The sequence below is a fragment of the Streptomyces sp. NPDC051051 genome (genome assembly GCF_040682975.1).
Lineage (GTDB): Bacteria > Actinomycetota > Actinomycetes > Streptomycetales > Streptomycetaceae > Streptomyces.
This window is the reverse complement of sequence record NZ_JBFBCB010000030.1, coordinates 13,254-37,418: the sequence shown is the minus strand read 5'-3', so window position 1 is coordinate 37,418 and position 24,165 is coordinate 13,254. Positions and strand designations below refer to the sequence as shown.

Here is a 24,165-nt window from a genome sequence, read left to right as displayed (position 1 = left end):
CCCCGGTCCGTCAGCGCCGCGGCTCCCACCGGAACCACCGCCGTACAGCAAACACCGCCAGCGCGGTCCAGGCCAGCGCCGTCGCCAGCGCACCCAGGGCCTCGTACGCCGAGAGGTCGCCGGTCCACCCGCCGCGGACCAGGGTGATCACCGGGCTCAGCGGCAGCAGTTCGAAGCCGGAGGCGAGCCGGCCGGGCAGCAGCTCCAGCGGAACGGTCACCCCGGAGGCGGCCATCGACACCAGCACGAAGGGCAGGGTGGTCACCTGAGCGCTCTCCACGGTCCGCGTCACGCTCGCGGTGACCGCGCCCAGCGCCGAGCACATCACCAGGCCCAGCAGCACCCCCAGGACGGCGAGGTGGGGCGCCTCGGGGGCGGGCACGTCGAGGAAGGCCGTACAGCCCACCGCCAGCACCAGGCACTGCACCAGCCCCATGGTGAACACCGGCAGCGCGGAACCGGCGATGACCTCGACGTCCCGCAGTTCGCCGGTGCGCAGCCGCTTCAGCACGAGTTCCTCGCGCCGGGCGGTGTAGATGCCGGTCAGCGCCGCGTACACCCCGAACAGCAGCGAGAACCCGATCGCGGCGGGCAGCAGCACCAGCCCGACGCTGAGCCCGGAGTCCTCCACGTTCATGTCGTCCACCACCGGCCGCAGGCTGAACGGCAGCCCGAGCGGCACCAGGACGGCGGCGACGACGGTGGCCCTGCTCCGCCCCAGCAGCGTGAGCTCGGCGCGGGCGAGGGCGGCCATCCGGCTCCCGGGAGTGGTCACCGCACCCCTGACCGGGGCGCCCACGGGTTCCCCGACCGCGTCCCCCGCCGGACTCCTGACCGTGCCCCCGCTCATGCCGCGACCTCCTCGTCCTTCTCCGACGCCTCCCGGGCGATGCCCAGGAACGCCTCCTCCAGCGAGGCCGACCGCAGGTCGAGCCCCCGCAGTTCCACCCCGGCCCGCTCGGCCCACACCAGCAGTCCGGTGGCCGCCCGCTGCAACCCCCGGGTCCGCAGCCGCACCAGCCGTCCGGCGATCTCGTGGTCGCACACGCCCAGCGCGTCCAGCGGCGGCAGATCGCCCACGAAGTACCCCTCCGGCAACCGGAAGGAGATCCGGGACGGCTGCTCGGCGGTCACCTCGGCGGGCGTCCCGGAGGCCGCGATCCGCCCCCGGTGCAGGATGGCCAGCCGGTCGGCGAGACCCTCCGCCTCCTCCAGGTAGTGCGTCGTCAGCAGTACCGTCGTCCCGGCGTCCCGCAGGGCGCGCACCAGGTCCCAGGTGTCCCGCCGGCCCTCGGCGTCCAGCCCGGTGGTCGGCTCGTCGAGGAACAGCACCTCCGGCTCCCCGAGCAGCGCGAGCGCCAGATCGAGCCGTCGCCGCTCGCCCCCCGACAACTGCTTCACCCGTACGCCGGCCTTCCCGGCGAGCCCGACCAGCGCCAGCGCCTCCGCGACCGGCCGGGCCCCGCTGACACAGCCCGCCCACATCCGCGCGGTCTCGGCGACGCTCAGCTCGGACGGGAAGCCGCCCTCCTGGAGCATCACCCCGGTCCGCGGCCGTACGGCGGCCCGCTCGGTGAAGGGATCGTGACCGAGGATCCGGACCTGCCCTCCGTCGGGCCGTGCGAGTCCTTCGAGCAGCTCGACCGTGGAGGTCTTGCCGGCCCCGTTGGTGCCGAGCAGTGCGAAGACCTCGCCGCGTCCGACGTGGAAGGAGATCCCGCGGACCGCCTCGAACCCGCCCCCGTACACACGCCGGAGGCCGGTGACCTCTATCACGTGTTCTTCCGTGTCCCTGGCTTCCATGACTCCAGCATTCCGGCGGCGGACCGCCGCCGGCAGTGCGCCTTGTCATCGCTCCGCATGACAAATGTCAGCAGCGGAGCGTGAAGCCCGAAGAGCGACAGCGCGAAGCACGGAGAGGGAAGGGCGCGGAGGCGAGAGGGAAAGGGAGACACGCCGAAGGCCCCGGTCGGTGACCGGGGCCTTCGGTATGGAGCGGACGACGAGGCTCGAACTCGCGACCTCAACCTTGGCAAGGTTGCGCTCTACCAACTGAGCTACGTCCGCATTGCATCCGACGGGCTTTCACCGGTCGGCGCGGGCACCAGCCTACCTGATCCACAAGGTGGACCGGGACGGTGATGCAGAGCGGGTGACAGGAATTGCACACTGCGCCTTCCCCCTGGAAGGGGGATGTTCTACTACTGAACTACACCCGCACGACCTCGGTGACCTGGGCTTTTCGGCCCCGCCCCGCTGGCGTGCTCCAGACATTAGCCGACCATGTGGGGGGTAGCGCAAGTCGGTTGCCTCCGGGGTCCGGTGACGGACCCCGCAGACCCGTGCTCAGGGCCGGCCCCACCGGCTCACTGCGCCTCGGCGAACGCCTCGTAGACCTTCTTGGGGATGCGGCCGCGCGCGGGCACGTCCAGCTTGTTGGCCTGGGCCCAGGCGCGGACCGCCGCCGGGTCGGGGGCGACCTCCGTCTGCCGGTACGCCTTGCCGGACCTGGACCGCTTGCGGCCGGCCTCCACGTAGGGCGCGAGCGCCTTGCGCAGTTTCTCGGCATTGGCTTCATTCAGGTCGATCTCGTACGACCTGCCGTCGAGTCCGAAGGCGATCGTTTCCGCCGCTTCCGAGCCGTCGATGTCGTCAAAGAGAGTGACCACGACCTTCTGCGCCACGAATATCGGTCCCTTCGTGCGACAGCTCTGAGATGACGTGCCAAGACGTCACGGAGATGTCGACTGTTCGCCTGTTATGGGGCAAAGTATCGGCTATTGCCATTTCATTTGTACAGTGCCCGGCAATCGAATGTGAAGCTCGACTAAATCTGTCAGCGTGTCCCAGCGCAATAGACAGCCGGGGCGCATCACGGATCTTTCCCGGAATTTTCCGTGAGGGACCCGCTCCGCCACCTGATTCGGTACCCGATCGTGATCGCGCTCACGTAGTTTCCTACAACTCTACTCGCGTAGAAATTTTGTGCGGGTAGTCTGAAGGCACACGCAGGAACCTGCTCAGCACCACAACACCGGGAGTGCCAGTGGCACGCGTCGTAGTCGACGTCATGCTCAAGCCGGAGATCCTCGACCCCCAGGGCCAGGCGGTGCAGCGCGCACTGCCGCGGCTGGGTTTCGAAGGCATCTCCGACGTACGTCAGGGAAAGCGATTCGAACTGGAAGTTGACGGACCGGTCGACGAGGCCGCGCTCGCCCGCATCCACGATCTTGCGGAATCCTTCCTCGCCAACACCGTGATCGAGGACTTCACCGTCAAGGTGGAGGAAGTCGCGGAGGCCGCGAAGTGACCGCTCGTATTGGCGTCGTCACTTTCCCGGGCAGCCTCGACGACCGGGACACGCAGCGCGCGATCCGGCTCGCGGGCGCCGAACCGGTCGCGCTCTGGCACAAGGACAAGGACCTCCACCAGGTCGACGCCGTGGTGCTGTGCGGCGGTTTCTCCTACGGCGACTATCTGCGCGCCGGAGCCATCGCCCGTTTCTCGCCGGTGATGGAGCCCCTCATCGAGCAGGCGAAGTCCGGACTGCCGGTCCTCGGCATCTGCAACGGCTTCCAGATCCTCACCGAGGCCCACCTCCTCCCGGGCGCGATGCTCGGCAACGACCACCTCCACTTCATCTGCCGCGACCAGAAGCTGCGGGTGGAGAACGCGGACACCGCCTGGACGGCCGACTACACGGCCGGCCAGGAGATCCACATCCCGCTGAAGAACATGGACGGCCGGTACGTCGCCGACGAGTACACCCTCGACGAGCTCGAGGCCGAGGGCCGGGTCGCCTTCCGCTACCTGGACCTGAACCCCAACGGTTCGCTCCGTGACATCGCCGGCATCACCAACGAGGCCGGGAACGTCGTCGGCCTCATGCCGCACCCGGAGCACGCCGTCGAGCCGCTCATCGGCTCCGGCCGCACCGACGGCCTCCCCTTCTTCACCTCGATCCTCAAGAAGCTGGTCAACGCATGAGCCGGACGCCTCTGGACACGGTCGAGCACGCGGCCGCTACCCCCGACGTCGAGCTGCCCTGGGCCGAACTCGGCCTGAAGAAGGACGAGTACGAACGGGTGGTGGAGATCCTCGGCCGCCGCCCGACCGGCGCCGAACTCGCCATGTACTCGGTCATGTGGTCCGAGCACTGCTCGTACAAGTCCTCCAAGGTCCACCTGCGCCAGTTCGGCGAGAAGGCCCCGCAGTCCGACGCCCTGCTCGTGGGCATCGGTGAGAACGCGGGCGTCGTCGACGTCGGCCAGGGCTACGCGGTGACCTTCAAGGTCGAGTCGCACAACCACCCCTCGTACGTCGAGCCCTACCAGGGCGCCGCGACCGGTGTCGGCGGCATCGTCCGCGACATCATCGCGATGGGCGCGCGGCCGGTGGCCGTGGTCGACCCGCTGCGCTTCGGTGCGGCCGACCACCCCGACACCAAGCGCGTCCTCCCGGGCGTCGTCGCCGGCATCGGCGGCTACGGCAACTGCCTGGGCCTGCCCAACATCGGCGGCGAGGTCGTCTTCGACGCCTGCTACCAGGGCAACCCGCTGGTCAACGCCGGTGCCATCGGCGTGATGCGGCACGAGGACATCCACCTCGCGAAGGCGTCCGGCGCGGGCAACAAGGTCATCCTGTACGGCGCCCGGACCGGCGGCGACGGCATCGGCGGCGCCTCGATCCTGGCCTCGGAGACCTTCGACGACGCCAAGCCGTCGAAGCGCCCGGCGGTCCAGGTCGGCGACCCCTTCCAGGAGAAGCTCCTCATCGAGTGCACCCTGGAGGCCTTCGCCGAGAAGCTCGTCGTCGGCATCCAGGACCTCGGCGCGGCGGGCCTGTCCTGCGCGACGAGCGAGCTGGCGTCGAACGGCTCCGGCGGCATGCGCGTGACGCTGGACGACGTACCGCTGCGCGACTCCACGCTCTCGCCCGAGGAGATCCTCATGAGCGAGTCGCAGGAACGCATGTGCGCGGTCGTCGAGCCGGAGAAGGTCGACCGCTTCCTGGAGATCTGCGACAAGTGGGACGTCATCGCCACCGTCATCGGTGAGGTGACCGACGGCGACCGCCTGGAGATCTACTGGCACGGCGGCAAGATCGTCGACGTCGACCCGCGCACGGTCGCCCACGACGGCCCGGTCTACGAGCGCCCCTACGCCCGTCCGGACTGGCAGGACGCCCTCCAGGCCGACGACGCGAACAAGCTGCCCAGGCCGACCACGGGTGCGGAGCTGAAGGACCAGGTCCTGAAGCTGGTGTCCTCCCCGAACCAGGCCTCCAAGAAGTGGATCACGTCCCAGTACGACCACTTCGTGCAGGGCAACACGGTCCTCGCCCAGCCCGAGGACTCGGGCATGATCCGCATCGACGAGGAGACCGGCCTCGGCGTCGCCATCGCCACCGACGGCAACGGCCGGTACGCGAAGCTGGACCCGTACCACGGCGCCCAGCTCGCGCTCGCCGAGGCGTACCGCAACGTGGCGACGACCGGCGCCAAGCCGCTCGCCGTCTCCGACTGCCTGAACTTCGGTTCGCCCGAGGACCCGGCCGTCATGTGGCAGTTCGCCGAGGCCATCCGCGGACTCGCCGACGCCTGCCAGCAGTTGGGCACCCCGGTGACCGGCGGCAACGTCTCGCTCTACAACCAGACGGGTGAGGCGGCCATCCACCCGACGCCGGTCGTGGCCGTCCTCGGTGTCATCGACGACGTGGCGCGCCGCACCCCGGTCGCCTTCCAGGAGGAGGGCCAGCTGCTGTACCTCCTCGGCGACACCCGTGAGGAGTTCGGCGGTTCGGCCTGGTCCCAGGTGATCCACGACCACCTCGGCGGCCTGCCCCCGAAGGTCGACCTGGAGCGCGAGCGCCTGCTGGCCGAGATCCTGATCTCCGCGTCCCGCGACGGCATGATCGACGCCGCGCACGACCTGTCCGACGGCGGTCTGATCCAGGCCGTGGTCGAGTCGGCGCTGCTCGGCGGCAAGGGCGCCCGCCTGGTCGTCCCGGACGGCCTGGACGCGTTCACGTTCCTCTTCTCGGAGTCGGCGGGCCGCGCGGTCGTCGCCGTCCCGCGCTCGGAGGAACTGCGCTTCACCGACATGTGCGGCGCCCGCGGCCTGCCGGCCACCCGCGTCGGTGTCGTCGACGGCGACACGGTCGACGTCCAGGGTGAGTTCGCGCTCTCCCTGGAGGATCTGCGCAGGGCGCACGAGGACACCATCCCGGCGCTGCTCGCGTAGGCGGCGCCGCCGCCCGGCCGTACCACCACCCGAAGGCCGCCGCCCAGGCTTCTCCGAACGCCTGGGCGGCGGCCTTCGGCACGCCTGCCGGCCGCCCTCCGCAGGCGGCCTCGCGGCCGCTCCCGCGCGGACCGGCGACCGACCGGAGGCGGGGCCGGGAGGCCGGCGCTCCCGCCCCCTCGCGGACGCTCACGGCGGTGCCCGGCGCGACCGGCCGGCCCGTGTGCGTACGTACCGTCCGCGCGGGTGCCGTCCCCGGAGGACGGCGGCCCCGGGCCGGCACGCAATAGGCTTTCCGCCATGCCTCCGGCCAAGAAGCGCACCAGGACCTATGACCCCGTCAGGACCCGTGCCGCGGTGCTGGCCCAGCTCGGCCATGTGCGGCAGGCCGTCGCCACACTGACCCCGGAGCAGCTCGCGCTGCCGACACGGCTGGGGGAGTGGACCGTGCGGGAGCTGGTCGCGCACATCGGGATGGCCGTCACGGCGGTGGGGCGGTCGCTCGACCTGCCGGAGCCGGCGAAACCGGACGCCACCCTGCTCGACTGGCCGTTCGCGACGTCCGTGAGCGCCCCGGCCGTCGACGCCCTCACACGGCGGCTGTCCGCGGACCACCCGGACCTGCACGCCTACCTCACGGCCGCGGAGCGGGATCTCGTCGAGCGGCTCGACGCCCATCCCGGCTCCCGGGTGCTGGAGACGAACGCGGGCGCGCTGCCCCTGGCCGACTACCTGGTCACCCGCACCGTCGAACTCGTCGTCCACACCGACGACCTGAACGCGGCCGTCCCCGGCCTGGACGTCCCCCACGACCGCCAGGCCCTCGCCGCCGCCACCCGGCTGCTGGCCGACGCCCTGGCCGTCCGGGCGCCCGGCGGGGCGACCGAGGTGCGGATCCCGCCGTACGCCGTCGTGCAGTGCGTCGAGGGGCCCCGGCACACCCGTGGCACCCCGCCCAACGTGGTGGAGACCGACCCGCTGACCTGGGTGCGGCTGGCCTGCGGTCGGCTGACCTGGAAGGCGGCCGTCGAGGAGGCGAGGGTCGCCGCGAGCGGGGAGCGGGCGGACCTCGCGGAGCTGCTGCCGCTCGTGTCCTGATCCGGCGGATGGCCCAGGGTGTGCGACACCTCACTCATGCCCGCGGAGCCGGCCGCCGGACGGCGGCCGACGCGGCGCGCCCGTCCGGCGATTCGATCATCGAAAACAGCCTCTGAGCTGCATGGATGAGAGAATCGAGGTGGCCTTCGAGGGCTCAAGATCGAGTTACCGGCGGGTATCCCCAATTCGGACCAGTGGTCGACCTCGCCTACACTCGATGACGTGCCACGTGGTGACGGTCGACTCAGTCATGATCTGCTCCCCGGCGAGAAGGGCCCCCAGGACGCTTGCGGCGTCTTCGGGGTCTGGGCTCCCGGTGAAGAGGTCGCCAAGCTCACTTACTTCGGGCTCTACGCCCTCCAGCATCGAGGCCAGGAATCCGCGGGAATCGCGGTCAGCAACGGCTCCCAGATCCTCGTCTTCAAGGACATGGGTCTGGTCTCCCAGGTCTTCGACGAAACCTCGCTCGGATCGCTCCAGGGTCACATCGCGGTCGGACACGCCCGCTACTCGACCACCGGCGCCTCCGTGTGGGAGAACGCCCAGCCGACGTTCCGTGCCACCGCGCACGGTTCCATCGCGCTCGGGCACAACGGAAACCTCGTCAACACCGCCCAGCTCGCCGAGATGGTCGCCGACCTGCCCAAGCAGGAGGGCCGCTCCCCGCGCGTCGCGGCGACCAACGACACCGACCTGCTCACCGCGCTCCTCGCGGCCCAGGTCGACGAGGACGGCAAGCCCCTGACCATCGAGGAGGCGGCCCACACCGTCCTCCCGCAGGTCCGCGGTGCCTTCTCCCTCGTCTTCATGGACGAGCACACGCTCTACGCCGCCCGCGACCCGCAGGGCATCCGCCCGCTGGTCCTCGGCCGGCTGGAGCGCGGCTGGGTCGTGGCCTCCGAGTCCGCCGCCCTCGACATCTGCGGCGCCGCGTACGTCCGCGAGATCGAGCCGGGCGAGTTCGTCGCCATCGACGAGAACGGCCTGCGCACCTCCCGATTCGCGGAAGCGAAGCCCAAGGGCTGTGTCTTCGAGTACGTCTACCTGGCCCGTCCGGACACCGACATCGCCGGCCGGAACGTCTACCTCTCCCGCGTGGAGATGGGCCGGAAACTCGCCGAGGAAGCCCCGGCCGACGCCGATCTGGTCATAGCGACCCCGGAGTCCGGCACCCCGGCGGCCATCGGCTACGCGGAGGCCTCCGGCATCCCCTTCGGCGCCGGCCTGGTCAAGAACGCCTACGTGGGCCGGACCTTCATCCAGCCCTCGCAGACCATCCGGCAGCTCGGCATCCGCCTGAAGCTGAACCCGCTCAAGGAAGTCATCAAGGGCAAGCGCCTGGTCGTCGTCGACGACTCGATCGTGCGCGGCAACACCCAGCGGGCCCTGGTCCGCATGCTGCGCGAGGCCGGCGCCGCCGAGGTCCACATCCGGATCTCCTCGCCGCCCGTGAAGTGGCCCTGCTTCTTCGGCATCGACTTCGCCACCCGGGCCGAGCTGATCGCCAACGGCATGTCGATCGACGAGATCGGCACCTCGCTGGGCGCCGACTCCCTGGCCTACATCTCCATCGACGGCATGATCGAGGCGACCACCATCGCCAAGCCGAACCTCTGCCGCGCCTGCTTCGACGGCGAGTACCCGATGGATCTGCCCGACCCCGAGCTGCTCGGCAAGCAGCTCCTGGAGACGGAGCTGGCCGCCGGCCCGGCCGCGACGGCCGCCGCCGACGCGATCCGCCGCCCGTAGACGGTCCCGTCATACCTGCCGTACGACACGAAAGTTCTCACCTCCATGTCTGAGACAACTGGTGCCAGCTACGCAGCGGCGTCTTACAAAACAGCGGGTGTCGACATCGAAGCGGGCGACCGCGCCGTGGAACTCATGAAGGAGTGGGTGAAGAAGACCCAGCGCCCCGAGGTCCTCGGCGGCCTCGGCGGTTTCGCCGGTCTCTTCGACGCCTCCGCCCTCAAGAACTACGAGCGCCCCCTGCTGGCCTCCGCCACCGACGGCGTCGGCACCAAGGTCGACGTCGCCCGCCGGATGGGCGTCTACGACACCATCGGCCACGACCTGGTCGCCATGGTCATGGACGACATCGTGGTGTGCGGCGCCGAGCCGCTGTTCATGACCGACTACATCTGTGTCGGCAAGGTCCACCCCGAGCGGGTCGCCGCCATCGTCAAGGGCATCGCCGAAGGCTGTGTCCTGGCCGGCTGCGCCCTGGTCGGCGGCGAGACGGCCGAGCACCCGGGTCTGCTCGGCCCGGACGACTTCGACGTCGCCGGTGCCGGTACGGGCGTCGTGGAGGCCGACCGGCTGCTGGGCCCCGACCGCATCCGCACGGGCGACGCGGTGATCGCCATGGCGGCCTCCGGCCTTCACTCCAACGGGTACTCGCTGGTCCGTCACGTCCTGCTGGACCAGGCCGGCCTCTCCCTGGACGCGCGCGTCGAGGAACTGGGCCGCACCCTCGGCGAGGAGCTGCTGGAACCGACCAAGATCTACTCGCTGGACTGCCTGGCCCTCACCCGCACGACGGACGTCCACGCCTTCTCGCACGTGACCGGCGGCGGACTCGCGGCCAACCTGGCCCGGGTCATCCCCGACGGACTGCACGCGATCGTGGACCGCTCCACGTGGACCCCGGCCCCGGTCTTCGACCTCGTCGGCCGGACCGGACGGGTCGAGCGCCTGGAGCTGGAGAAGACCCTGAACATGGGCGTCGGCATGATCGCCGTCGTCCCGGAGGAGTCGGCGGACGTGGCGCTGACCACGCTGGCCGACCGCGGGGTCGAGGCGTGGGTCGCCGGCGAGATCACCGACCGCGGGGAGCACACGAGCGGTGCGGCCCTGGTCGGGGACTACGCGGGCTGAAGCGCCTACGCGGGCCGGGACCCTGTGCGCAGCACAAGACCCGGTCGGTGACCGAAGTCACCGACCGGGTGAGTGCTCGAAGCAAGGTCAAGCGCCGCGACGGTGTTGGTGCGAGGAGTCCTCGTCCTCGTCGTCGTCGTCGCCCCCGTACAGCTCGGCGTACCGTGCGTACGGGTCGTCGTCCTGCCCATCGTCATCGTCCTCGAACGGTTGACCGTTCGGCGGAATGTTCGATGGCGATGCGCCCAGCTCTTCGGCCAGGCGTGAGAGATCCGTCCCGCCGCTGTTGTACTTCAGCTGGCGGGCGACCTTCGCTTGCTTGGCCTTGGCCCGGCCGCGCCCCATGGCTCGACCCCCTCAACGACGGGGCTCGACGGCCCCAGAGTCTTGACACGCGTTCATGGTCCGGAACGGACTCTCCGCGGAGAGGCCGGTCCGTAGGGCTTCCACGGTACCTGAGCCCGAACCCATACGGTACGTCGCCCGTAGCACGCGCGTGTGCACAGAACCTTCGAGGCGCCCTGTCCTCGCTGGTCAGTGGCGATTTTAACCACTTATCGGCGGGCGACCCGCCGGGAAGAGTGAGAGTTCTCTCGAACTTTCCCCCGGCGGGTACCGGAGCGTGCTCACCAACCGCGCGCCTGAGCCGCCTCGTGCATGCGCTGTTCGGCGATCCGGTCGGCCGCCGCGGCCGGCGGAATCCCGTCCGTCTTCGCACGTGCGAAGATGGCGAGCGTGGTGTCGAAGATCTTCGCGGCCTTCGCCCTGCACCGCTCGAAGGCGAACCCGTGCAGCTCGTCGGCGACCTGGATGACCCCGCCGGCGTTCACCACGTAGTCCGGCGCGTAGAGGATCCCGCGGTCGGCGAGGTCCTTCTCCACGCCCGGGTGGGCGAGCTGGTTGTTGGCCGCTCCGCACACGATCCGCGCGGTCAGCGCCGGCACGGACTCGTCGTTCAGCGCTCCGCCCAGCGCGCAGGGGGCATAGATGTCGAGGCCCTCGACCCGGATCAGCGCCTCGGTGTCCGCGACCGCCGTCACGCCCTCGGGGTGCCGGTCGAGGATCCGGCGTACGGCGTCCTCGCGCACGTCCGTGACGACGACCTCGGCGCCTTCTTTCCGCAGGTGTTCCACCAGGTGGTGGCCGACCTTGCCGACGCCCGCGATGCCGACCTTGCGGTCGCGCAACGAGGGGTCGCCCCACAGGTGCTGGGCGCTGGCCCGCATGCCCTGGTAGACGCCGAAGGCGGTCAGCACCGACGAGTCGCCCGCGCCGCCGTTCTCCGGGGAGCGCCCGGTCGTCCAGCGGCACTCGCGCGCCACGACGTCCATGTCGGCGACGTAGGTGCCGACGTCGCAGGCGGTCACGTACCGCCCACCGAGAGAGGCCACGAAACGGCCGTACGCGAGCAGCAGCTGTTCGGTCTTGATCGTGTCGGGGTCGCCGATGATCACGGCCTTGCCGCCGCCGTGGTCCAGCCCGGCCATGGCGTTCTTGTACGACATCCCGCGCGCGAGGTTCAGCGCGTCGGCGACGGCCTCCTCCTCGGACGCGTACGGGTAGAAGCGCGTGCCGCCGAGGGCGGGGCCCAGGGCGGTGGAGTGGAGGGCGATGACGGCCTTCAGACCGCTGGCGCGGTCCTGGCAGAGCACGACTTGCTCATGACCACCCTGGTCCGAGCGGAACAGGGTGTGCAGCACATGATCAGGGACGCCGGATACGTCGGTCACGGTGGTGACTCCTGGGTAACTAGCGGCGGGCGGGACGGGGGCTCCCGTACGGGTGGCGGGGCCCGTGGGATGAGCGTAGAGCCTGCGCCGCCCGCCGCACGCTCCGTGGTGCGGATCACCCCCTCGCGGAGTACGGCCGTGCGACGATTTGCATGTTTTCCGGCCTTCTCGCCAGGGGCCGCGGAAGGTTTCCCGGCCGGTCCACAGGGGAGGGAGCAGGCGTGCCCCAGGTGTCCTCGGTGATCGTCCCGTACGCCGCCTATCTGCGTGTGTACGAGCCCCTGGCAGCCTTCCCGGAGCCGGAGCGCAGCCACTGGGCGCGCTATGCCCGCCGCCCCGACCTGCCCACCTACCAGGACGAGCTGCGCCGCTCGCTGGCCGACCTGCTGCCCACCCCGCCGGTCGCGGTCCCGGTGCACGAGAGCGGCGACGCGTTCGTGACCGACGTGGACGGGGTCGTGTGCGTGTGCCCCTGGCGGACCCGGCTGCGCGGCTGGCAGGCCCTGGAGGAGCTGGGCGGCGAACTGCCCGGTCCGGTCCTGGACGCGGTCCTGCCGCCCCTGGTCCGCCTCCAGGCCGCCCAGGACTACGAGCGCTGGCTGGGCCGCAACCCCGACGCCCGCCCCTGGATCCGCACGGCGACCTGGCAGATCCCGCTGCACTGGTTCGTGCTTCTCTCCGACGAGGAGCGCGAGTACGACAAGGGGACCGCCGAGCAGGCCCCGGTACTGCGCTACCGCACGCCGATGGTGCAGGCCCGCCGCCGGGTGGCGCGGGGCCTGCGCGCGCTCAGGGACGCCATGGACGAGGGGCCGCTCATCGACGGCCTGGTGGACGTGGGCCGCTGGCTGGAGGAGTTCCACCCTCGTTCGCTGGTGGAACTGGACTACGGCGGACTCGTCCACGCCCTGCCGGCCGGTGATCTGGAGGACGACCACTCGGCGGCCGACGTGGCCGCCGGCATCGCGGCCCTGCGGCGCGGGGACGGCCCCGCGGCGGGCGAGGCGTACACCCGGCTCGCGGAACGCTGGCGGTCGGTGCGGGACCGGCGCTCGGCGAACTGACGGCGCGACAGGGGCGACAGAGGCGCCACCGTGACCTGCGTCACGGTCATATGCCCTCGAACAGCGTACGGTCAGCCGCACTTCACGGAACTGACGGGACGTAGGTCCCGATCCGGTCTTTTGTCGCAAGGGTGACGGACCGCACGTACACGGCCCTTGCGCCGGTTGCCCCTCCTCGTGCCAAAATAGGACAAGGAGTCCGGGGAGGGCTCCGTCCGTCCACTTGTGCTCCACCGTGGGGGGAATCTCAGCATTGCACGCTTTGGGGGGTCTGGTGACTCCTGATCGTCGTGTGACTGATCGTCACACTGGCGTGACTGTCCGCTATGGCACGGTCCATCGGCTTCCGTCGCCGATGAACACCTGGGGGGCAATTCCATCGGTTTGGCCGACGCGGCTGGACGGATGGTGTAGTTGTAGTGCCGAGGACAAGCCGTTCGTCCTATAACCGACTCGACTCGCGTCCGCCATTTCGGGCAACGCGGGTCAAGGTGCAGAATTTAGAGGAAAGAACCGAGAAGGTTCGGTTCTCCCGAGGAGGCCGCTCATGACCGCTCGCACCCCTGATGCTGAGCCGCTGCTGACCCCGGCTGAGGTTGCCACCATGTTCCGCGTGGACCCTAAGACGGTCACGCGGTGGGCGAAGGCCGGCAAGCTCACGTCGATCCGCACGCTCGGCGGACATCGCCGTTACCGCGAGGCTGAGGTTCGCGCACTGCTCGCGGGTATTCCGCAGCAGCGCAGCGAGGCCTGAGCAACTGAAGTACCGGGCAACAACACCGCAGGTCCCCCAATCTGCCGAGTTGTCCGCATCCTTGCTCCAAGCGACGCGGGTCCTGCCCCAACAGGCCCGTAGCCCACACGGTGCGTCGTCGATCGCGCTGGACTCCGCCGAGTCCAGCGCGATCTTTTTTGTGCCCTGGACGTGCCTACCGGAGCGTTCTGTGAGCGACCTTGTCGAAGTCCGGGGCGCCCTGTGGAGGGCTGCCGGATCGACTGTGGGAACCCTTGGGGGGACCCGTGGGGGGATCTGCGGAGGTGTCCTCCGGAGTGGTGCAATTGCACATATTAAATTGAAGAGTTGTAGGAAGCGGGTAAGAACCCACCTTCCCGAAACTCATGCGGTGACACCCGTCACATGCCACTGGCCTTGTTGCCGCCGTCTCGGGTGCGCTAGTGCAAGCGTCAAACATCAGGCTGTGCAGGGCTGTTCGCCCTCGCCGGCCGCCCGCCGCGCTTCCGGGGACTCCTCCGCGGTCGGCGGCGCGCCGTCCATCACCAGCCGCTGGAGGCGGTGACAGACGGGGCAGCGGCGGGTCAGGTGCCGGTAGGACGACGCGGCCGACAGGTGCGCGCGGAGCAGCGCCCGCGTCGCGTGCCCGGCCGGTGTCGCCATACGCCACCTCCAGTGGAGCCCGCGGGAAGCGCGGCCCTGAACTTCTGGAGTACCGGCCGAATGTGACGCCGTCAAGGCCGCGCGGGGGCGCCCGGCCGGGGCCGGGGTCCCCGCGGGCGCGGCCTCCGCGCCGACGGGCGGGGTGAGCGGGCGGGGAACGCGGAGAAGGCCCGCACCCGGGGTGTGGGCCTTCCATCGAACCGTGTGGTCCCGACGGGATGTGCCGTACCCGTCGGCGGCTCCGCCCCGGGCGCGGCCTCCGTGCCGGTGGAGGGGAGTGGGCGGAGGACACGAAGAAGGCCCGCACCTGAGGGTGCGGGCCTTCTTCGATCTGTGCGGTCCTGACGGGATTTGAACCCGCGGCCTCCACCTTGACAGGGTGGCGAGCACTCCAAACTGCTCCACAGGACCAGGTTTTGCGGCACTTGGTGTTGCGCTGTGCTGCGAAACGAGACTCTACAGGAGCGGGGCCCGCCTGGTCGAACTCACTCTCCGTGCGGGGTCCGTCACGGTGCGGCAGCGTCGATCGCCTTCACGATCCGCTTGTCGGAGACGGGGTACGCCGTGCCCAGCGCGTGGGCGAAGTAGCTGACCCGCAGCTCCTCGATCATCCAGCGGATGTCCAGCACCGAGGACGGGACGGGGTGGCCGGGGGGCAGCTGTTCCAGCAGCCAGGCGTACTCGTCCTGCATCTCGTGGACCTTCTCCATGCGGGTGGTGTCCCGCTGGACGTTGGTCGGCATCTGCTGGAGGCGCCGGTCCGCGGCCACGAGGTAGCGCATCAGGTCCGGCATCCGGCGCAGTCCCGCCTGCGTCACGAAGCCGGGCCGTACGAGCGCGTCCAGCTGCTTGCGCACGTCGGTCAGGTTGGCCAGCAGGGAAGGGCTGCGTACGCCCTTCAGGCGGCGCTCACAGGCCTGCCAGGCCGCCAGGACCTGCTGTACCTGTCCGACCGTCCGCACGGTCGTGTCGACGATCTCGGCGCGCACCTTCTCGTACAGCTTGCGGTACGACTCCTCGTCCCAGGCCGGCCCGCCGAAGTCGCCGATCAGCTTGTCCGCCGCGGCCATCGCGCAGTCGTCGAACAGGGCCTGGACGGAGCCGTGCGGATTCGCGGACAGCGCGAGCTTCTGGGCGTTCGTCAGCTTCTCGGAGGCGAACCTCGCCGGGTTGACCGGGATGTTGCGCAGGATCAGCTGGCGGGTGCCCTTCCACATCGCCTCCGCCTGCTCCTCCTCCGTGTCGAAGAGGCGTACGGAGACGGTGTCGCCGTCGTCGACCAGCGCCGGGTACGCCTTCACCGGCTGGCCGGCCCGACGGGTCTCGAAGACGCGGGTCAGCGTGCCGATGCTCCAGTCGGTCAGGCCGGAGCGCTCCAGGGACTCGCCGCCCTGCCGCTCGGCGGTGGCCGCGGCGGCCTGCGAGATGGCCTGACGGGCCTTGGGCCTCAGCCGCAGCTTCAGCGCCTCCAGGTCCTTGTCCTCGGCCAGCTTGCGGCGCCGCTCGTCGACGATCCGGAAGGTGATCTTCAAGTGGTCGGGGAGGCGGGACCAGTCGAAGTCCTCGGCCTCGAAGGGGACGCCGACCATCCGCTTGAGGTCGCGGGCCATCGCCACGGTCAGCGGTTCCTGGAGCGGCACCGCCTGGTCCAGGAACCGCCGCGCGAAGTTCGGCGCCGGCACGTAGTGGCGCCGGATCGGCTTGGGCAGGGAGCGGATCAGCTCGGTGACGACCTCCTCGCGCAGGCCCGGGATCTGCCAGTCGAAGCCCTCGTCCGTGACCTGGTTGAGGACCTGGAGCGGGATGTGGACGGTCACGCCGTCCGCGTCCGCGCCCGGCTCGAACTGGTAGGTGACCCGGAACTTCAGCGGGCCCTGCCGCCAGGAGTCCGGATAGTCGGCCTTGGTGACCGCCTCCGCCGACTCCCGGATGAGCATCTCCCGCTCGAAGTCCAGGAAGTCGGGCTGTTCGTGCCGCTTGTGCTTCCACCAGGAGTCGAAGTGGGCGCCGGACACGACGTGGTCGGGCACCCGCCGGTCGTAGAAGTCGTAGAGCGTCTCGTCGTCGACGACGATGTCCCGGCGCCGGGCCCGGTGCTCCAACTCCTCGACCTCGCTGAGGAGTCTGCGGTTGTCGGCGAAGAACTTGTGGTGCGTGCGCCAGTCGCCCTCGACGAGCGCGTTGCGGATGAACAGCTCCCGGGAGACCTCCGGGTCGATCCGCCCGTAGTTCACCTTCCGCTGGGCGACGATCGGCACGCCGTACAGCGTGACCTTCTCCAGCGCCATCACCGCGGCCTGGTCCTTCTCCCAGTGCGGCTCGCTGTACGTCCGCTTCAGGAGGTGTCCGGCGAGCGGCTCGACCCACTCGGGCTCGATCTTGGCGTTGACGCGCGCCCAGAGCCGGCTCGTCTCCACCAGCTCCGCCGACATGACGAATCGGGGCTGCTTCTTGAACAGGGCCGAGCCGGGGAAGATCGCGAACTTGGCGCTCCGGGCGCCCAGGTACTCGTTCTTGTTGCCGTCCTTGACGTCCTTCATCCCGATGTGGGACAGCAGGCCGGCGAGGAGCGAGACGTGGATGCTGTCGCCCGCGGCGTCCCGCTCGTCGAGGTGGATGCCCATCTGCTTGGCGACGGTCCGCAGCTGCGTGTAGATGTCCTGCCATTCACGGATGCGCAGGAAGTTCAGGTACTCCTGCTTGCACATCCGGCGGAAGGACGACGAACCCCGCTCCTTCTGCTGCTCGCGGACGTACCGCCACAGGTTGAGGTAGGCGAGGAAGTCGCTGGTCTCGTCCTTGAAGCGGGCGTGCTGCTGGTCGGCCTGGGTCTGCTTGTCGGCCGGGCGCTCGCGCGGGTCCTGGATGGACAGCGCGGCGGCTATCACCATGACCTCGCGGGCACAGCCGTTCTTGTCGGCCTCCAGGACCATCCGGGCCAGCCGCGGGTCGACGGGCAGCTGGGCCAGCTTGCGGCCGGTCTCGGTGAGCCGCTTGCGGGGATCCTTCTGCGCCGGGTCGAGCGCGCCCAGCTCCTGGAGGAGCTGCACGCCGTCGCGGATGTTGCGGTGGTCCGGCGGGTCGATGAACGGGAACTTCTCGATGTCGCCGAGCCCGGCCGCGGTCATCTGGAGGATGACGGAGGCGAGGTTCGTGCGCAGGATCTCGGCGTCGGTGAACTCCGGGCGGGCGAGGAAGTCGTCCTCGCTGTACAGCCGGATGCAGATGCCGTCGGACGTACGGCCGCAGCGGCCCTTGCGCTGGTTGGCGCTGGCCTGCGAGATCGCCTCGATGGGCAGCCGCTGCACCTTGGTGCGGTGGCTGTAGCGGCTGATGCGGGCGAAGCCGGGGTCGATGACGTACTTGATGCCCGGGACGGTGAGGGAGGTCTCCGCGACGTTGGTCGCCAGAACGATCCTGCGGCCGGTGTGCCGCTGGAAGACGCGGTGCTGCTCGGCGTGCGAGAGCCGGGCGTACAGCGGCAGCACTTCCGTGAACCGGTACTTCTTCTTCTCCAGCGCGTCCGCGGTGTCCCGGATCTCCCGCTCGCCGGAGAGGAAGACCAGGATGTCGCCCTGCCCCTCCGCCATCAGCTCCTCGACGGCGTCGCAGATCGCGGTGATCTGGTCGCGGTCGGCGTCCTCGGACTCCTCCTCCAGGAGCGGCCGGTAGCGCACCTCGACCGGATACGTCCGCCCGCTGACCTCGACGATCGGTGCGTCGCCGAAGTGCCGGGAGAACCGCTCGGGGTCGATGGTGGCCGAGGTGATGACGACCTTCAGGTCCGGGCGCCTCGGCAGCAGCTGGGCGAGGTAGCCCAGCAGGAAGTCGATGTTGAGGGACCGCTCGTGGGCCTCGTCGATGATGATCGTGTCGTAGGCGCGCAGCTCGCGGTCGGTCTGGATCTCGGCGAGCAGGATGCCGTCCGTCATCAGCTTCACGAAGGTCGCGTCCGGGTTCACCTGGTCGGTGAACCGCACCTTCCAGCCGACGGCCTCCCCGAGCGGCGACCGCAGCTCCTCGGCGACCCGCTCGGCCACCGTCCGCGCGGCGATGCGGCGGGGCTGGGTGTGCCCGATCATGCCGCGGACGCCGCGCCCCAGTTCCAGACAGATCTTCGGGATCTGCGTGGTCTTGCCGGACCCGGTCTCACCGGCGACGATCACGACCTGGTGATCGCGGATCGCCTCCGCGATCACGTCCTTCTTCTGGCTGACCGGCAGCTGCTCGGGATAGGTGACGGCGGGCAGGCGGGTCCGCCGCGCGCCCATCCGTTCCTCGGCGGACGCGACCTCCGCCTCGATCTCGGCGAGGACGGCGGCCCGTGCCTCCGGCTTGCGGATCTTGCGCGCGCCCTCCAGCCTGCGCCCGAGCCGGTGCGCGTCGCGCAGGGACAGCTCGGCCAGACGGGGGGCGAGAACGCCGAGGGCGGGGGCGGGGTGCGTAGACATACGGGGTCCAGGATCTCATCCCGGAGAAAAACGTGGCGAGTGCTTTTGGCCGGGGCGGCGCCGACGGGCCGTTCGGAGCTGTGGCGAGGCACACGAACAGGGCCCCGATCCGAGGATCGGGGCCCTGTTCCATGGGGTGGCTGGGGCCGGGGTCGAACCGGCGACCTATCGCTTTTCAGGCGATCGCTCGTACCAACTGAGCTACCCAGCCACGGAGTCCACGAGGAACTCCAGCGGTCCTGACGGGATTTGAACCCGCGGCCTCCACCTTGACAGGGTGGCGAGCACTCCAAACTGCTCCACAGGACCAAGCTGTGTGTACGACAGTGTCGCACACGGTGTTGCGTGCCCCCAACGGGATTCGAACCCGTGCTACCGCCTTGAAAGGGCGGCGTCCTAGGCCGCTAGACGATGAGGGCTATCGGCCCGCCTGGGCGCTTCGCAGCGCGTCGGGGACGTGAGAAGCATATGGGATGGCAGGAGGTATCGCCAAAACGGTTTAGGGCCGGGGTCGGGAGCCGGACGGCGTGGGGGTCGTGGGAGCCGGGGTCGGGGTGGGGGTGGGGGTGGGGGACGACGGTGTGGGCGTCGGGGAGGCGCCCGGCTGGTTCTCCTTGGGGAGGTGGCGGCTGACCTCGGCCGTCGTCAGGCCCAGGCCGCCCAGTTTGATCTCGTCCCAGGCCTGGAGGCGGCGGGAGTCGCGGTCGAAGTAGAGGATCGACGCCTCGATGGGGTCGGGGTACTCGCCCTCGACGGCACGCAGTCCGCTGCCGCCCGTGGAGCCTTCGACGCGCAGCCGGGTGCCCTTGTCGAGCATCTCCATCCCGGCACGGTGGAGGTGGCCGGCCAGGACCATCGGGACCTCGCCGTCGGTGCGGCGGGCGGCGGAGGGCTCGTGGGCGACGGCCACGTCCACGGGGGTGCCGGCGGCCCGCTGGGCGCGGAGCGCCTGCGCGAGGCGGTCGCCCGCCGCCTCCTGGGTCCCCTCGGCGCCCGGGACGGTGGAGCGGTCGGGGGTGAACTGGGGGTCGCCGATGCCGGCGAAGCGCAGCCCCGCGAGGGTCACGGCCCGGCCGTCGTCCAGGACGTGGGCGTTCTTCATGTTCCGCAGGTAGGCCTGGGTGGCCGTGGAGTCGTGGTTGCCGCGGACCCAGACGTAGGGGGCGCCGAGGGCGGCGACGGGGTCGAGGAAGCCGTTCTCGGCGGCCGTGCCGTGGTCCATGGTGTCGCCGGAGTCGACGATCACGTCGACCTTGTACTGCCGCACCAGCGAGGCGATGATCTTCCAGCTCGCGGGGTTGAGGTGGATGTCGGAGACGTGCAGGACGCGCACGGTGGTGGGGTCGGGCTGGTAGGCGGGGAGGGTGGAGGTGACGTCGTAGAGCTTGGTCACGTTGGTGACCAGGCGGGCCAGTTCCTGCTGGTAGACGTCGAACTCGGTGACGATGCTGCGGGCGTTGCCGACGACCGAGGGGGCGGAGGAGAGCAGGCCCGAGAAGCGGGGTTCGAGGACCGACTTGGGGTTCCAGGTGGCGTAGGCGGTGACGCCGGAGGCGGCGAGCAGGGCCAGCGCCAGGCCGCCGGCGGCGAGGGCGCGCCGGGGACGTCGGTAGACGGCGAGGCCGAGCGCGGTGGCGCCGGCGACGACGGCGACGCAGGAGCGTACGGCGAGGTCGAGGGTGCCGCGTTCGATGTCCTCGGTGACCTCGTCCTGGAGCCCGGAGAGGCGTTCGGGGTGGTCGACCAGGGCCTGGGAACGGTCGGGGTCGAGCTGGTCGACGTTGACGTCCAGGCGCACGGGGGCGGTGTGGCTGTCGAGGTGGAGGGCGCCGAGCGGGGAGATGTTGATCTTCGTGCCGCCGTCGAGGGCGGGGCGCAGCGTCATCGTGGTGTTCATGGGGCCGACGGGCACCCGGACGTTCCCGACGACCAGCAGTCCGAGCCAGGCGCCCAGCAGGACGACCGCGGTGAGGCCGAGGGCGCGGGCCCAGGGGCGGGGCCGGGCGGCGAGTTCGGGGACGGGGCCGTCGCCGCGGCGGGCGGTGCGGAGACGGTTCAGGGTGCGCAGGGCTGCGGCGGGGACACGGACGCGGGCCATTGGTCGCGTATGCCCACGTGTGTGCCCGGACATGCGGACGCACCCGCCGTACGGCGCTGTCGTGCCGGAGAATGGGCCTCGTGCTGGAGATGACGCGCGAGGAGTTCGAGGAACTGGTCGCCGAGGCGCTGGACCGGATCCCGCCGGAGCTGACGCGGCTGATGGACAACGTCGCGGTGTTCGTCGAGGACGAACCGCCGGCGGACGATCCCGAGCTGCTCGGGCTGTACGAGGGGACCCCGCTGACGGAACGCGGCGAGTGGTACGCGGGCGTGCTGCCGGACCGGATCACCGTTTACCGGGGGCCGACCCTGCGGATGTGCGGGACGCGGGAGGAGGTCGTCGAGGAGACCGAGGTGACGGTGGTGCACGAGATCGCTCACCACTTCGGGATCGACGACGCCCGGCTGCACGCGCTCGGGTACGGCTGAGCCGTCGCCGCGGCGAGGCGCGTGTCTTCCGGCGGGCGGCGGGAGTTGGGGGTGTGACTCCTGCGTCTGCCCCCGGAGGTGGCCCCGTGCGCCCCTTGTACGTACCCGTTCGCCTGGCCGTCACGGTGCTGGCCGTCGCCGCGGCCGCCGGCTGCATGAGCGTGGGTGACGAGGAGGGGGGCCGGGCCCGGCCCTCCCACTCGGCGGGGGAGCACGGCGGTGACGCGCCGGGGGGCGGGTCCGGCGGCCGGACCGGCGGGCACTGGTCCGGCGCGGGCGCCGGCGGCGGGCACGGGGGCGGCGCGGGCGGGACGAAGGGCGGCCCCGACCGGTCGGGTTCCCCCGCGGTCCCGCCGTCGGCCGGGCGGAGCGCGGCGGCCTCGACGGGGCCCGGGCCCGGCCGGAGCGAACGGCCGGGGGCGTCGCAGCCGCCGCGGGGCGAGCCGACGCCGACGCATTCGGCGGACCCGGAGCCGCCCCCGTCGCCGGAGCCTCCCGCGTCGCCGTCGCCGGAGCCGACGGTGGCCGAGCCGTCCGCGTCGGCGGACGCGGAGCCGGTGCCGCAGCTGGTCGAGCGGGAACCGGCGCCGGAGGCCGGGGCGCCGGCGTAGATGCCGTACAGTGGTGCGCGACCCACGTCTACGCAGACCGGTTTGCCTTCAGGGGTACGGGTGCGTATGGTGGTAGATCGTTTGATCCCATTTGCCCGGCGCCACCGCAGAGCGCGCCGTGTGGCGCGTACTCTCCCCTTGCCGTGACGGACCGCATTGAGGCGGTCGAATGCGAACACGGAGTTGACGGGCGCGTGCCGACGAGACTCCGGAAGGTTTCGCATTCGCATGTCCATTTCCCGTACTGATCACGTCGTCGTGTCCGAGAACAGCGAGGCGGTCGAGGCCGTCGAGGTCCCCGCGACCGTCGACGCCGTGGAGACCGTCGAGGTCGTCGAGGTTGTCGAGGCCGACAAGGCGCCCGAGCCGTCCTTCGCGGACCTGGGGCTGCCCGAGGGTGTCGTGCGCAAGCTCGCCCAGAACGGCGTGACCTCCCCCTTCCCGATCCAGGCGGCGACCATCCCGGACGCCCTGGCCGGCAAGGACATCCTCGGCCGCGGCCGCACCGGCTCCGGCAAGACCCTCTCCTTCGGTCTGCCGGCGCTGACCACGCTGGCCGGCGGCCACACCGAGAAGCGCAAGCCGCGCGCCGTCATCCTCACCCCGACCCGCGAGCTGGCGATGCAGGTCGCCGACGCGCTCCAGCCGTACGGCGACGTCCTCGGCCTGAAGATGAAGGTCGTCTGCGGCGGTACGTCGATGAGCAACCAGATCTACGCCCTCGAGCGCGGTGTCGACGTCCTCGTCGCCACGCCGGGCCGACTGCGCGACATCATCAACCGCGGCGCCTGCTCCCTGGAGAACGTCGAGGTCACCGTCCTCGACGAGGCCGACCAGATGTCGGACCTGGGCTTCCTGCCCGAGGTCACCGAGCTGCTCGACCAGGTCCCGCAGGGCGGTCAGCGCATGCTGTTCTCGGCCACGATGGAGAACGAGATCTCCACGCTGGTCAAGCGCTACCTGAACAACCCCGTCACGCACGAGGTCGACAGCGCCCAGGGCAACGTGACGACCATGTCGCACCACATCCTGATCGTGAAGCCCAAGGACAAGGCGCCGGTCACCGCCGCGATCGCGTCCCGCAAGGGCCGCACCATCATCTTCGTCCGCACCCAGCTGGGCGCCGACCGCATCGCCGAGCAGCTCTGCGACTCCGGTGTGAAGGCCGACGCGCTGCACGGCGGTATGACGCAGGGCGCCCGTACCCGCGTGCTCGAGGACTTCAAGAAGGGCTACGTCAACGCGCTCGTCGCGACCGACGTCGCCGCCCGCGGCATCCACGTCGACGGCATCGACCTGGTCCTCAACGTGGACCCGGCCGGCGACCACAAGGACTACCTGCACCGCGCCGGCCGCACGGCCCGCGCCGGCCGCACCGGCACCGTGGTCTCGCTCTCGCTGCCGCACCAGCGCCGCCAGATCTTCCGCCTGATGGAGGACGCGGGCGTCGACGCCGGGCGTCACATCATCCAGGGCGGTACGGCCTTCGAGCCGGAGGTCGCCGAGATCACCGGCGCCCGGTCGATGACCGAGGTCCAGGCCGAGTCGGCGGGCAACGCCGCACAGCAGGCCGAGCGCGAGGTCGCCGAGCTGACCCGGGAGCTGGAGCGGGCGCAGCGGCGCGCGAGCGAGCTGCGCGAGGAAGCCGACCGACTGGTCGCGCGGGTGGCCCGCGAGCGTGGCGAGGACCCGGAGACGGCGATCGCCGAGGCGCAGGCCGCGGTGGCCGGGACCGGCGAGACCGCCGGGACGGCCGGGTCGGAGGCCCTGACCGAGGTGTCCGTGCCGGCGCAGCCCGTCGCGGGGGACGCCGACCGCCCCGTCCGCGAGGAGCGTCCGGCGACCTCGTCGTCGTACGAGCGTCGTGAGCGGCGGGACGACCGCGGTGACCGGGGTGGCTTCAACCGGGACCGTGACGACCGTGGTGGCCGTCCCGCGTTCAACCGTGACGACCGTGGTGGCCGTCCCGCGTTCAACCGTGACGACCGTGGTGGCCGTTCCTTCGAGCGTCGTGACGACCGGGGTGGCTTCAACCGGGACCGTGACGACCGTGGCGGCCGTCCCGCGTTCAACCGTGACGACCGTGGTGGCCGTCCCGCGTTCAACCGTGACGACCGTGGTGGCCGTCCCGCGTTCAACCGTGACGACCGTGGTGGCCGTTCCTTCG

General features: G+C 70.7%; 18 protein-coding genes and 6 tRNA genes. 10 read left to right on the top strand and 14 right to left on the bottom strand.

Features of this window, described 5'->3' with window-relative positions; all coding sequences use genetic code 11:
* Nucleotides 1-10: 10 nt before the first annotated feature.
* The 5 genes from AB0N31_RS22515 to AB0N31_RS22495 form a co-directional block, all read right to left on the bottom strand.
* Nucleotides 11-754 (bottom strand): ABC transporter permease, encoded by a 744-nt coding sequence (locus tag AB0N31_RS22515; RefSeq protein WP_366060229.1) that lies wholly within the window; start codon nucleotides 752-754, stop codon nucleotides 11-13.
* A gap of 92 nt (nucleotides 755-846) precedes the next feature.
* Entirely contained in the window at nucleotides 847-1,803 is a 957-nt protein-coding gene (locus AB0N31_RS22510) for an ABC transporter ATP-binding protein (RefSeq protein WP_366060176.1), read from the bottom strand.
* A 188-nt stretch (nucleotides 1,804-1,991) separates the two neighbouring features.
* Nucleotides 1,992-2,067, bottom strand: a tRNA-Gly gene (locus tag AB0N31_RS22505).
* An 80-nt stretch (nucleotides 2,068-2,147) separates the two neighbouring features.
* A tRNA-Gly gene (locus tag AB0N31_RS22500) sits at nucleotides 2,148-2,219 on the bottom strand.
* 147 nt (nucleotides 2,220-2,366) lie between these two features.
* On the bottom strand, nucleotides 2,367-2,684 hold the full coding sequence (locus AB0N31_RS22495; protein ID WP_366060175.1) for an Lsr2 family protein: 318 nt from the start codon (nucleotides 2,682-2,684) through the stop codon (nucleotides 2,367-2,369).
* 362 nt (nucleotides 2,685-3,046) lie between these two features.
* Here AB0N31_RS22495 and purS point away from each other — a divergent pair, with 362 nt between their 5' ends.
* From purS to purM, 6 genes are all read left to right on the top strand, one after another.
* Nucleotides 3,047-3,310 (top strand): phosphoribosylformylglycinamidine synthase subunit PurS, encoded by a 264-nt coding sequence (purS, locus tag AB0N31_RS22490; RefSeq protein ID WP_015659417.1) that lies wholly within the window; start codon nucleotides 3,047-3,049, stop codon nucleotides 3,308-3,310.
* Nucleotides 3,307-3,987, top strand: coding sequence for a phosphoribosylformylglycinamidine synthase subunit PurQ (gene purQ, locus AB0N31_RS22485; protein WP_366060174.1), 681 nt, complete (start codon nucleotides 3,307-3,309; stop codon nucleotides 3,985-3,987). Before purS ends, purQ begins: the two co-directional genes overlap by 4 nt.
* Nucleotides 3,984-6,242: a phosphoribosylformylglycinamidine synthase subunit PurL gene (purL, locus tag AB0N31_RS22480; protein WP_366060173.1), complete on the top strand. Its 2,259-nt coding sequence runs from the start codon at nucleotides 3,984-3,986 to the stop codon at nucleotides 6,240-6,242. The genes purQ and purL overlap by 4 nt, the downstream gene beginning before the upstream one ends.
* 300 nt (nucleotides 6,243-6,542) lie before the next feature.
* Complete coding sequence (locus AB0N31_RS22475) at nucleotides 6,543-7,340, top strand: sterol carrier family protein (RefSeq protein WP_366060172.1); 798 nt, start codon at nucleotides 6,543-6,545, stop codon at nucleotides 7,338-7,340.
* Between the two features lie 222 nt (nucleotides 7,341-7,562).
* Entirely contained in the window at nucleotides 7,563-9,089 is a 1,527-nt protein-coding gene (gene purF, locus AB0N31_RS22470; protein WP_366060171.1) for an amidophosphoribosyltransferase, read from the top strand.
* 45 nt (nucleotides 9,090-9,134) lie between these two features.
* A complete protein-coding gene (purM, locus tag AB0N31_RS22465) occupies nucleotides 9,135-10,217 on the top strand; it encodes a phosphoribosylformylglycinamidine cyclo-ligase (protein WP_366060170.1) in 1,083 nt (360 codons plus the stop codon).
* 87 nt (nucleotides 10,218-10,304) lie between these two features.
* Here purM and AB0N31_RS22460 read toward each other — a convergent pair whose 3' ends face one another.
* Together AB0N31_RS22460 and AB0N31_RS22455 are read right to left on the bottom strand one after the other, a co-directional pair.
* On the bottom strand, nucleotides 10,305-10,562 hold the full coding sequence (locus AB0N31_RS22460) for a DUF3073 domain-containing protein (protein ID WP_366060169.1): 258 nt from the start codon (nucleotides 10,560-10,562) through the stop codon (nucleotides 10,305-10,307).
* Between the two features lie 281 nt (nucleotides 10,563-10,843).
* Nucleotides 10,844-11,947: a Glu/Leu/Phe/Val dehydrogenase dimerization domain-containing protein gene (locus tag AB0N31_RS22455; protein ID WP_366060168.1), complete on the bottom strand. Its 1,104-nt coding sequence runs from the start codon at nucleotides 11,945-11,947 to the stop codon at nucleotides 10,844-10,846.
* Nucleotides 11,948-12,168: 221 nt separating this feature from the next.
* Between AB0N31_RS22455 and AB0N31_RS22450 the strand changes: the two genes are divergently transcribed.
* Together AB0N31_RS22450 and bldC are read left to right on the top strand one after the other, a co-directional pair.
* Nucleotides 12,169-13,011 carry a hypothetical protein gene (locus tag AB0N31_RS22450; RefSeq protein ID WP_366060167.1) on the top strand — a complete coding sequence of 281 codons (843 nt, stop codon included), beginning with the start codon at nucleotides 12,169-12,171 and terminating at the stop codon, nucleotides 13,009-13,011.
* Nucleotides 13,012-13,558: 547 nt separating this feature from the next.
* The gene (bldC, locus tag AB0N31_RS22445) at nucleotides 13,559-13,765 is read left to right on the top strand and encodes a developmental transcriptional regulator BldC (RefSeq protein ID WP_003949541.1); all 207 of its coding nucleotides are present in this window, start codon (nucleotides 13,559-13,561) and stop codon (nucleotides 13,763-13,765) included.
* 438 nt (nucleotides 13,766-14,203) lie between these two features.
* Here the strand turns inward: bldC and AB0N31_RS22440 are convergent, their stop codons facing one another.
* From AB0N31_RS22440 to AB0N31_RS22410, 7 genes are all read right to left on the bottom strand, one after another.
* Nucleotides 14,204-14,407 (bottom strand): DUF6274 family protein, encoded by a 204-nt coding sequence (locus AB0N31_RS22440; RefSeq protein WP_366060166.1) that lies wholly within the window; start codon nucleotides 14,405-14,407, stop codon nucleotides 14,204-14,206.
* Nucleotides 14,408-14,743: 336 nt separating this feature from the next.
* Nucleotides 14,744-14,818 (bottom strand) — tRNA-Asp (locus tag AB0N31_RS22435).
* A gap of 95 nt (nucleotides 14,819-14,913) precedes the next feature.
* Entirely contained in the window at nucleotides 14,914-18,858 is a 3,945-nt protein-coding gene (gene hrpA, locus AB0N31_RS22430; RefSeq protein WP_366060165.1) for an ATP-dependent RNA helicase HrpA, read from the bottom strand.
* A gap of 137 nt (nucleotides 18,859-18,995) precedes the next feature.
* Nucleotides 18,996-19,069: transfer RNA gene (locus AB0N31_RS22425), tRNA-Phe, on the bottom strand.
* 23 nt (nucleotides 19,070-19,092) lie between these two features.
* Nucleotides 19,093-19,167 (bottom strand) — tRNA-Asp (locus AB0N31_RS22420).
* Nucleotides 19,168-19,204: 37 nt separating this feature from the next.
* Nucleotides 19,205-19,277: transfer RNA gene (locus AB0N31_RS22415), tRNA-Glu, on the bottom strand.
* Between the two features lie 80 nt (nucleotides 19,278-19,357).
* Nucleotides 19,358-20,956, bottom strand: coding sequence for a metallophosphoesterase (locus tag AB0N31_RS22410; RefSeq protein WP_366060163.1), 1,599 nt, complete (start codon nucleotides 20,954-20,956; stop codon nucleotides 19,358-19,360).
* A gap of 80 nt (nucleotides 20,957-21,036) precedes the next feature.
* On the opposite strand from AB0N31_RS22410, the gene AB0N31_RS22405 reads away from it, so the two are divergent.
* Together AB0N31_RS22405 and AB0N31_RS22400 are read left to right on the top strand one after the other, a co-directional pair.
* On the top strand, nucleotides 21,037-21,387 hold the full coding sequence (locus AB0N31_RS22405) for a metallopeptidase family protein (RefSeq protein ID WP_366060162.1): 351 nt from the start codon (nucleotides 21,037-21,039) through the stop codon (nucleotides 21,385-21,387).
* An 839-nt stretch (nucleotides 21,388-22,226) separates the two neighbouring features.
* Nucleotides 22,227-24,165: DEAD/DEAH box helicase (locus AB0N31_RS22400; RefSeq protein ID WP_366060161.1), on the top strand; the 1,939-nt coding region annotated here is incomplete at its 3' end.

Excerpts from the sequence above, each read along its gene's own strand:
- AB0N31_RS22515 (WP_366060229.1), bottom strand. The coding sequence starts at position 754 with ATGGCCGCCCTCGCCCGCGCCGAGCTCACGCTGCTGGGGCGGAGCAGG.
- AB0N31_RS22510 (WP_366060176.1), bottom strand. The coding sequence starts at position 1,803 with ATGGAAGCCAGGGACACGGAAGAACACGTGATAGAGGTCACCGGCCTC.
- purL (WP_366060173.1), top strand. The coding sequence starts at position 3,984 with ATGAGCCGGACGCCTCTGGACACGGTCGAGCACGCGGCCGCTACCCCC.
- AB0N31_RS22475 (WP_366060172.1), top strand. The coding sequence starts at position 6,543 with ATGCCTCCGGCCAAGAAGCGCACCAGGACCTATGACCCCGTCAGGACC.
- purM (WP_366060170.1), top strand. The coding sequence starts at position 9,135 with ATGTCTGAGACAACTGGTGCCAGCTACGCAGCGGCGTCTTACAAAACA.
- AB0N31_RS22460 (WP_366060169.1), bottom strand. The coding sequence starts at position 10,562 with ATGGGGCGCGGCCGGGCCAAGGCCAAGCAAGCGAAGGTCGCCCGCCAG.
- bldC (WP_003949541.1), top strand. The coding sequence starts at position 13,559 with ATGACCGCTCGCACCCCTGATGCTGAGCCGCTGCTGACCCCGGCTGAG.
- AB0N31_RS22440 (WP_366060166.1), bottom strand. The coding sequence starts at position 14,407 with ATGGCGACACCGGCCGGGCACGCGACGCGGGCGCTGCTCCGCGCGCAC.
- hrpA (WP_366060165.1), bottom strand. The coding sequence starts at position 18,858 with ATGTCTACGCACCCCGCCCCCGCCCTCGGCGTTCTCGCCCCCCGTCTG.
- AB0N31_RS22410 (WP_366060163.1), bottom strand. The coding sequence starts at position 20,956 with ATGGCCCGCGTCCGTGTCCCCGCCGCAGCCCTGCGCACCCTGAACCGT.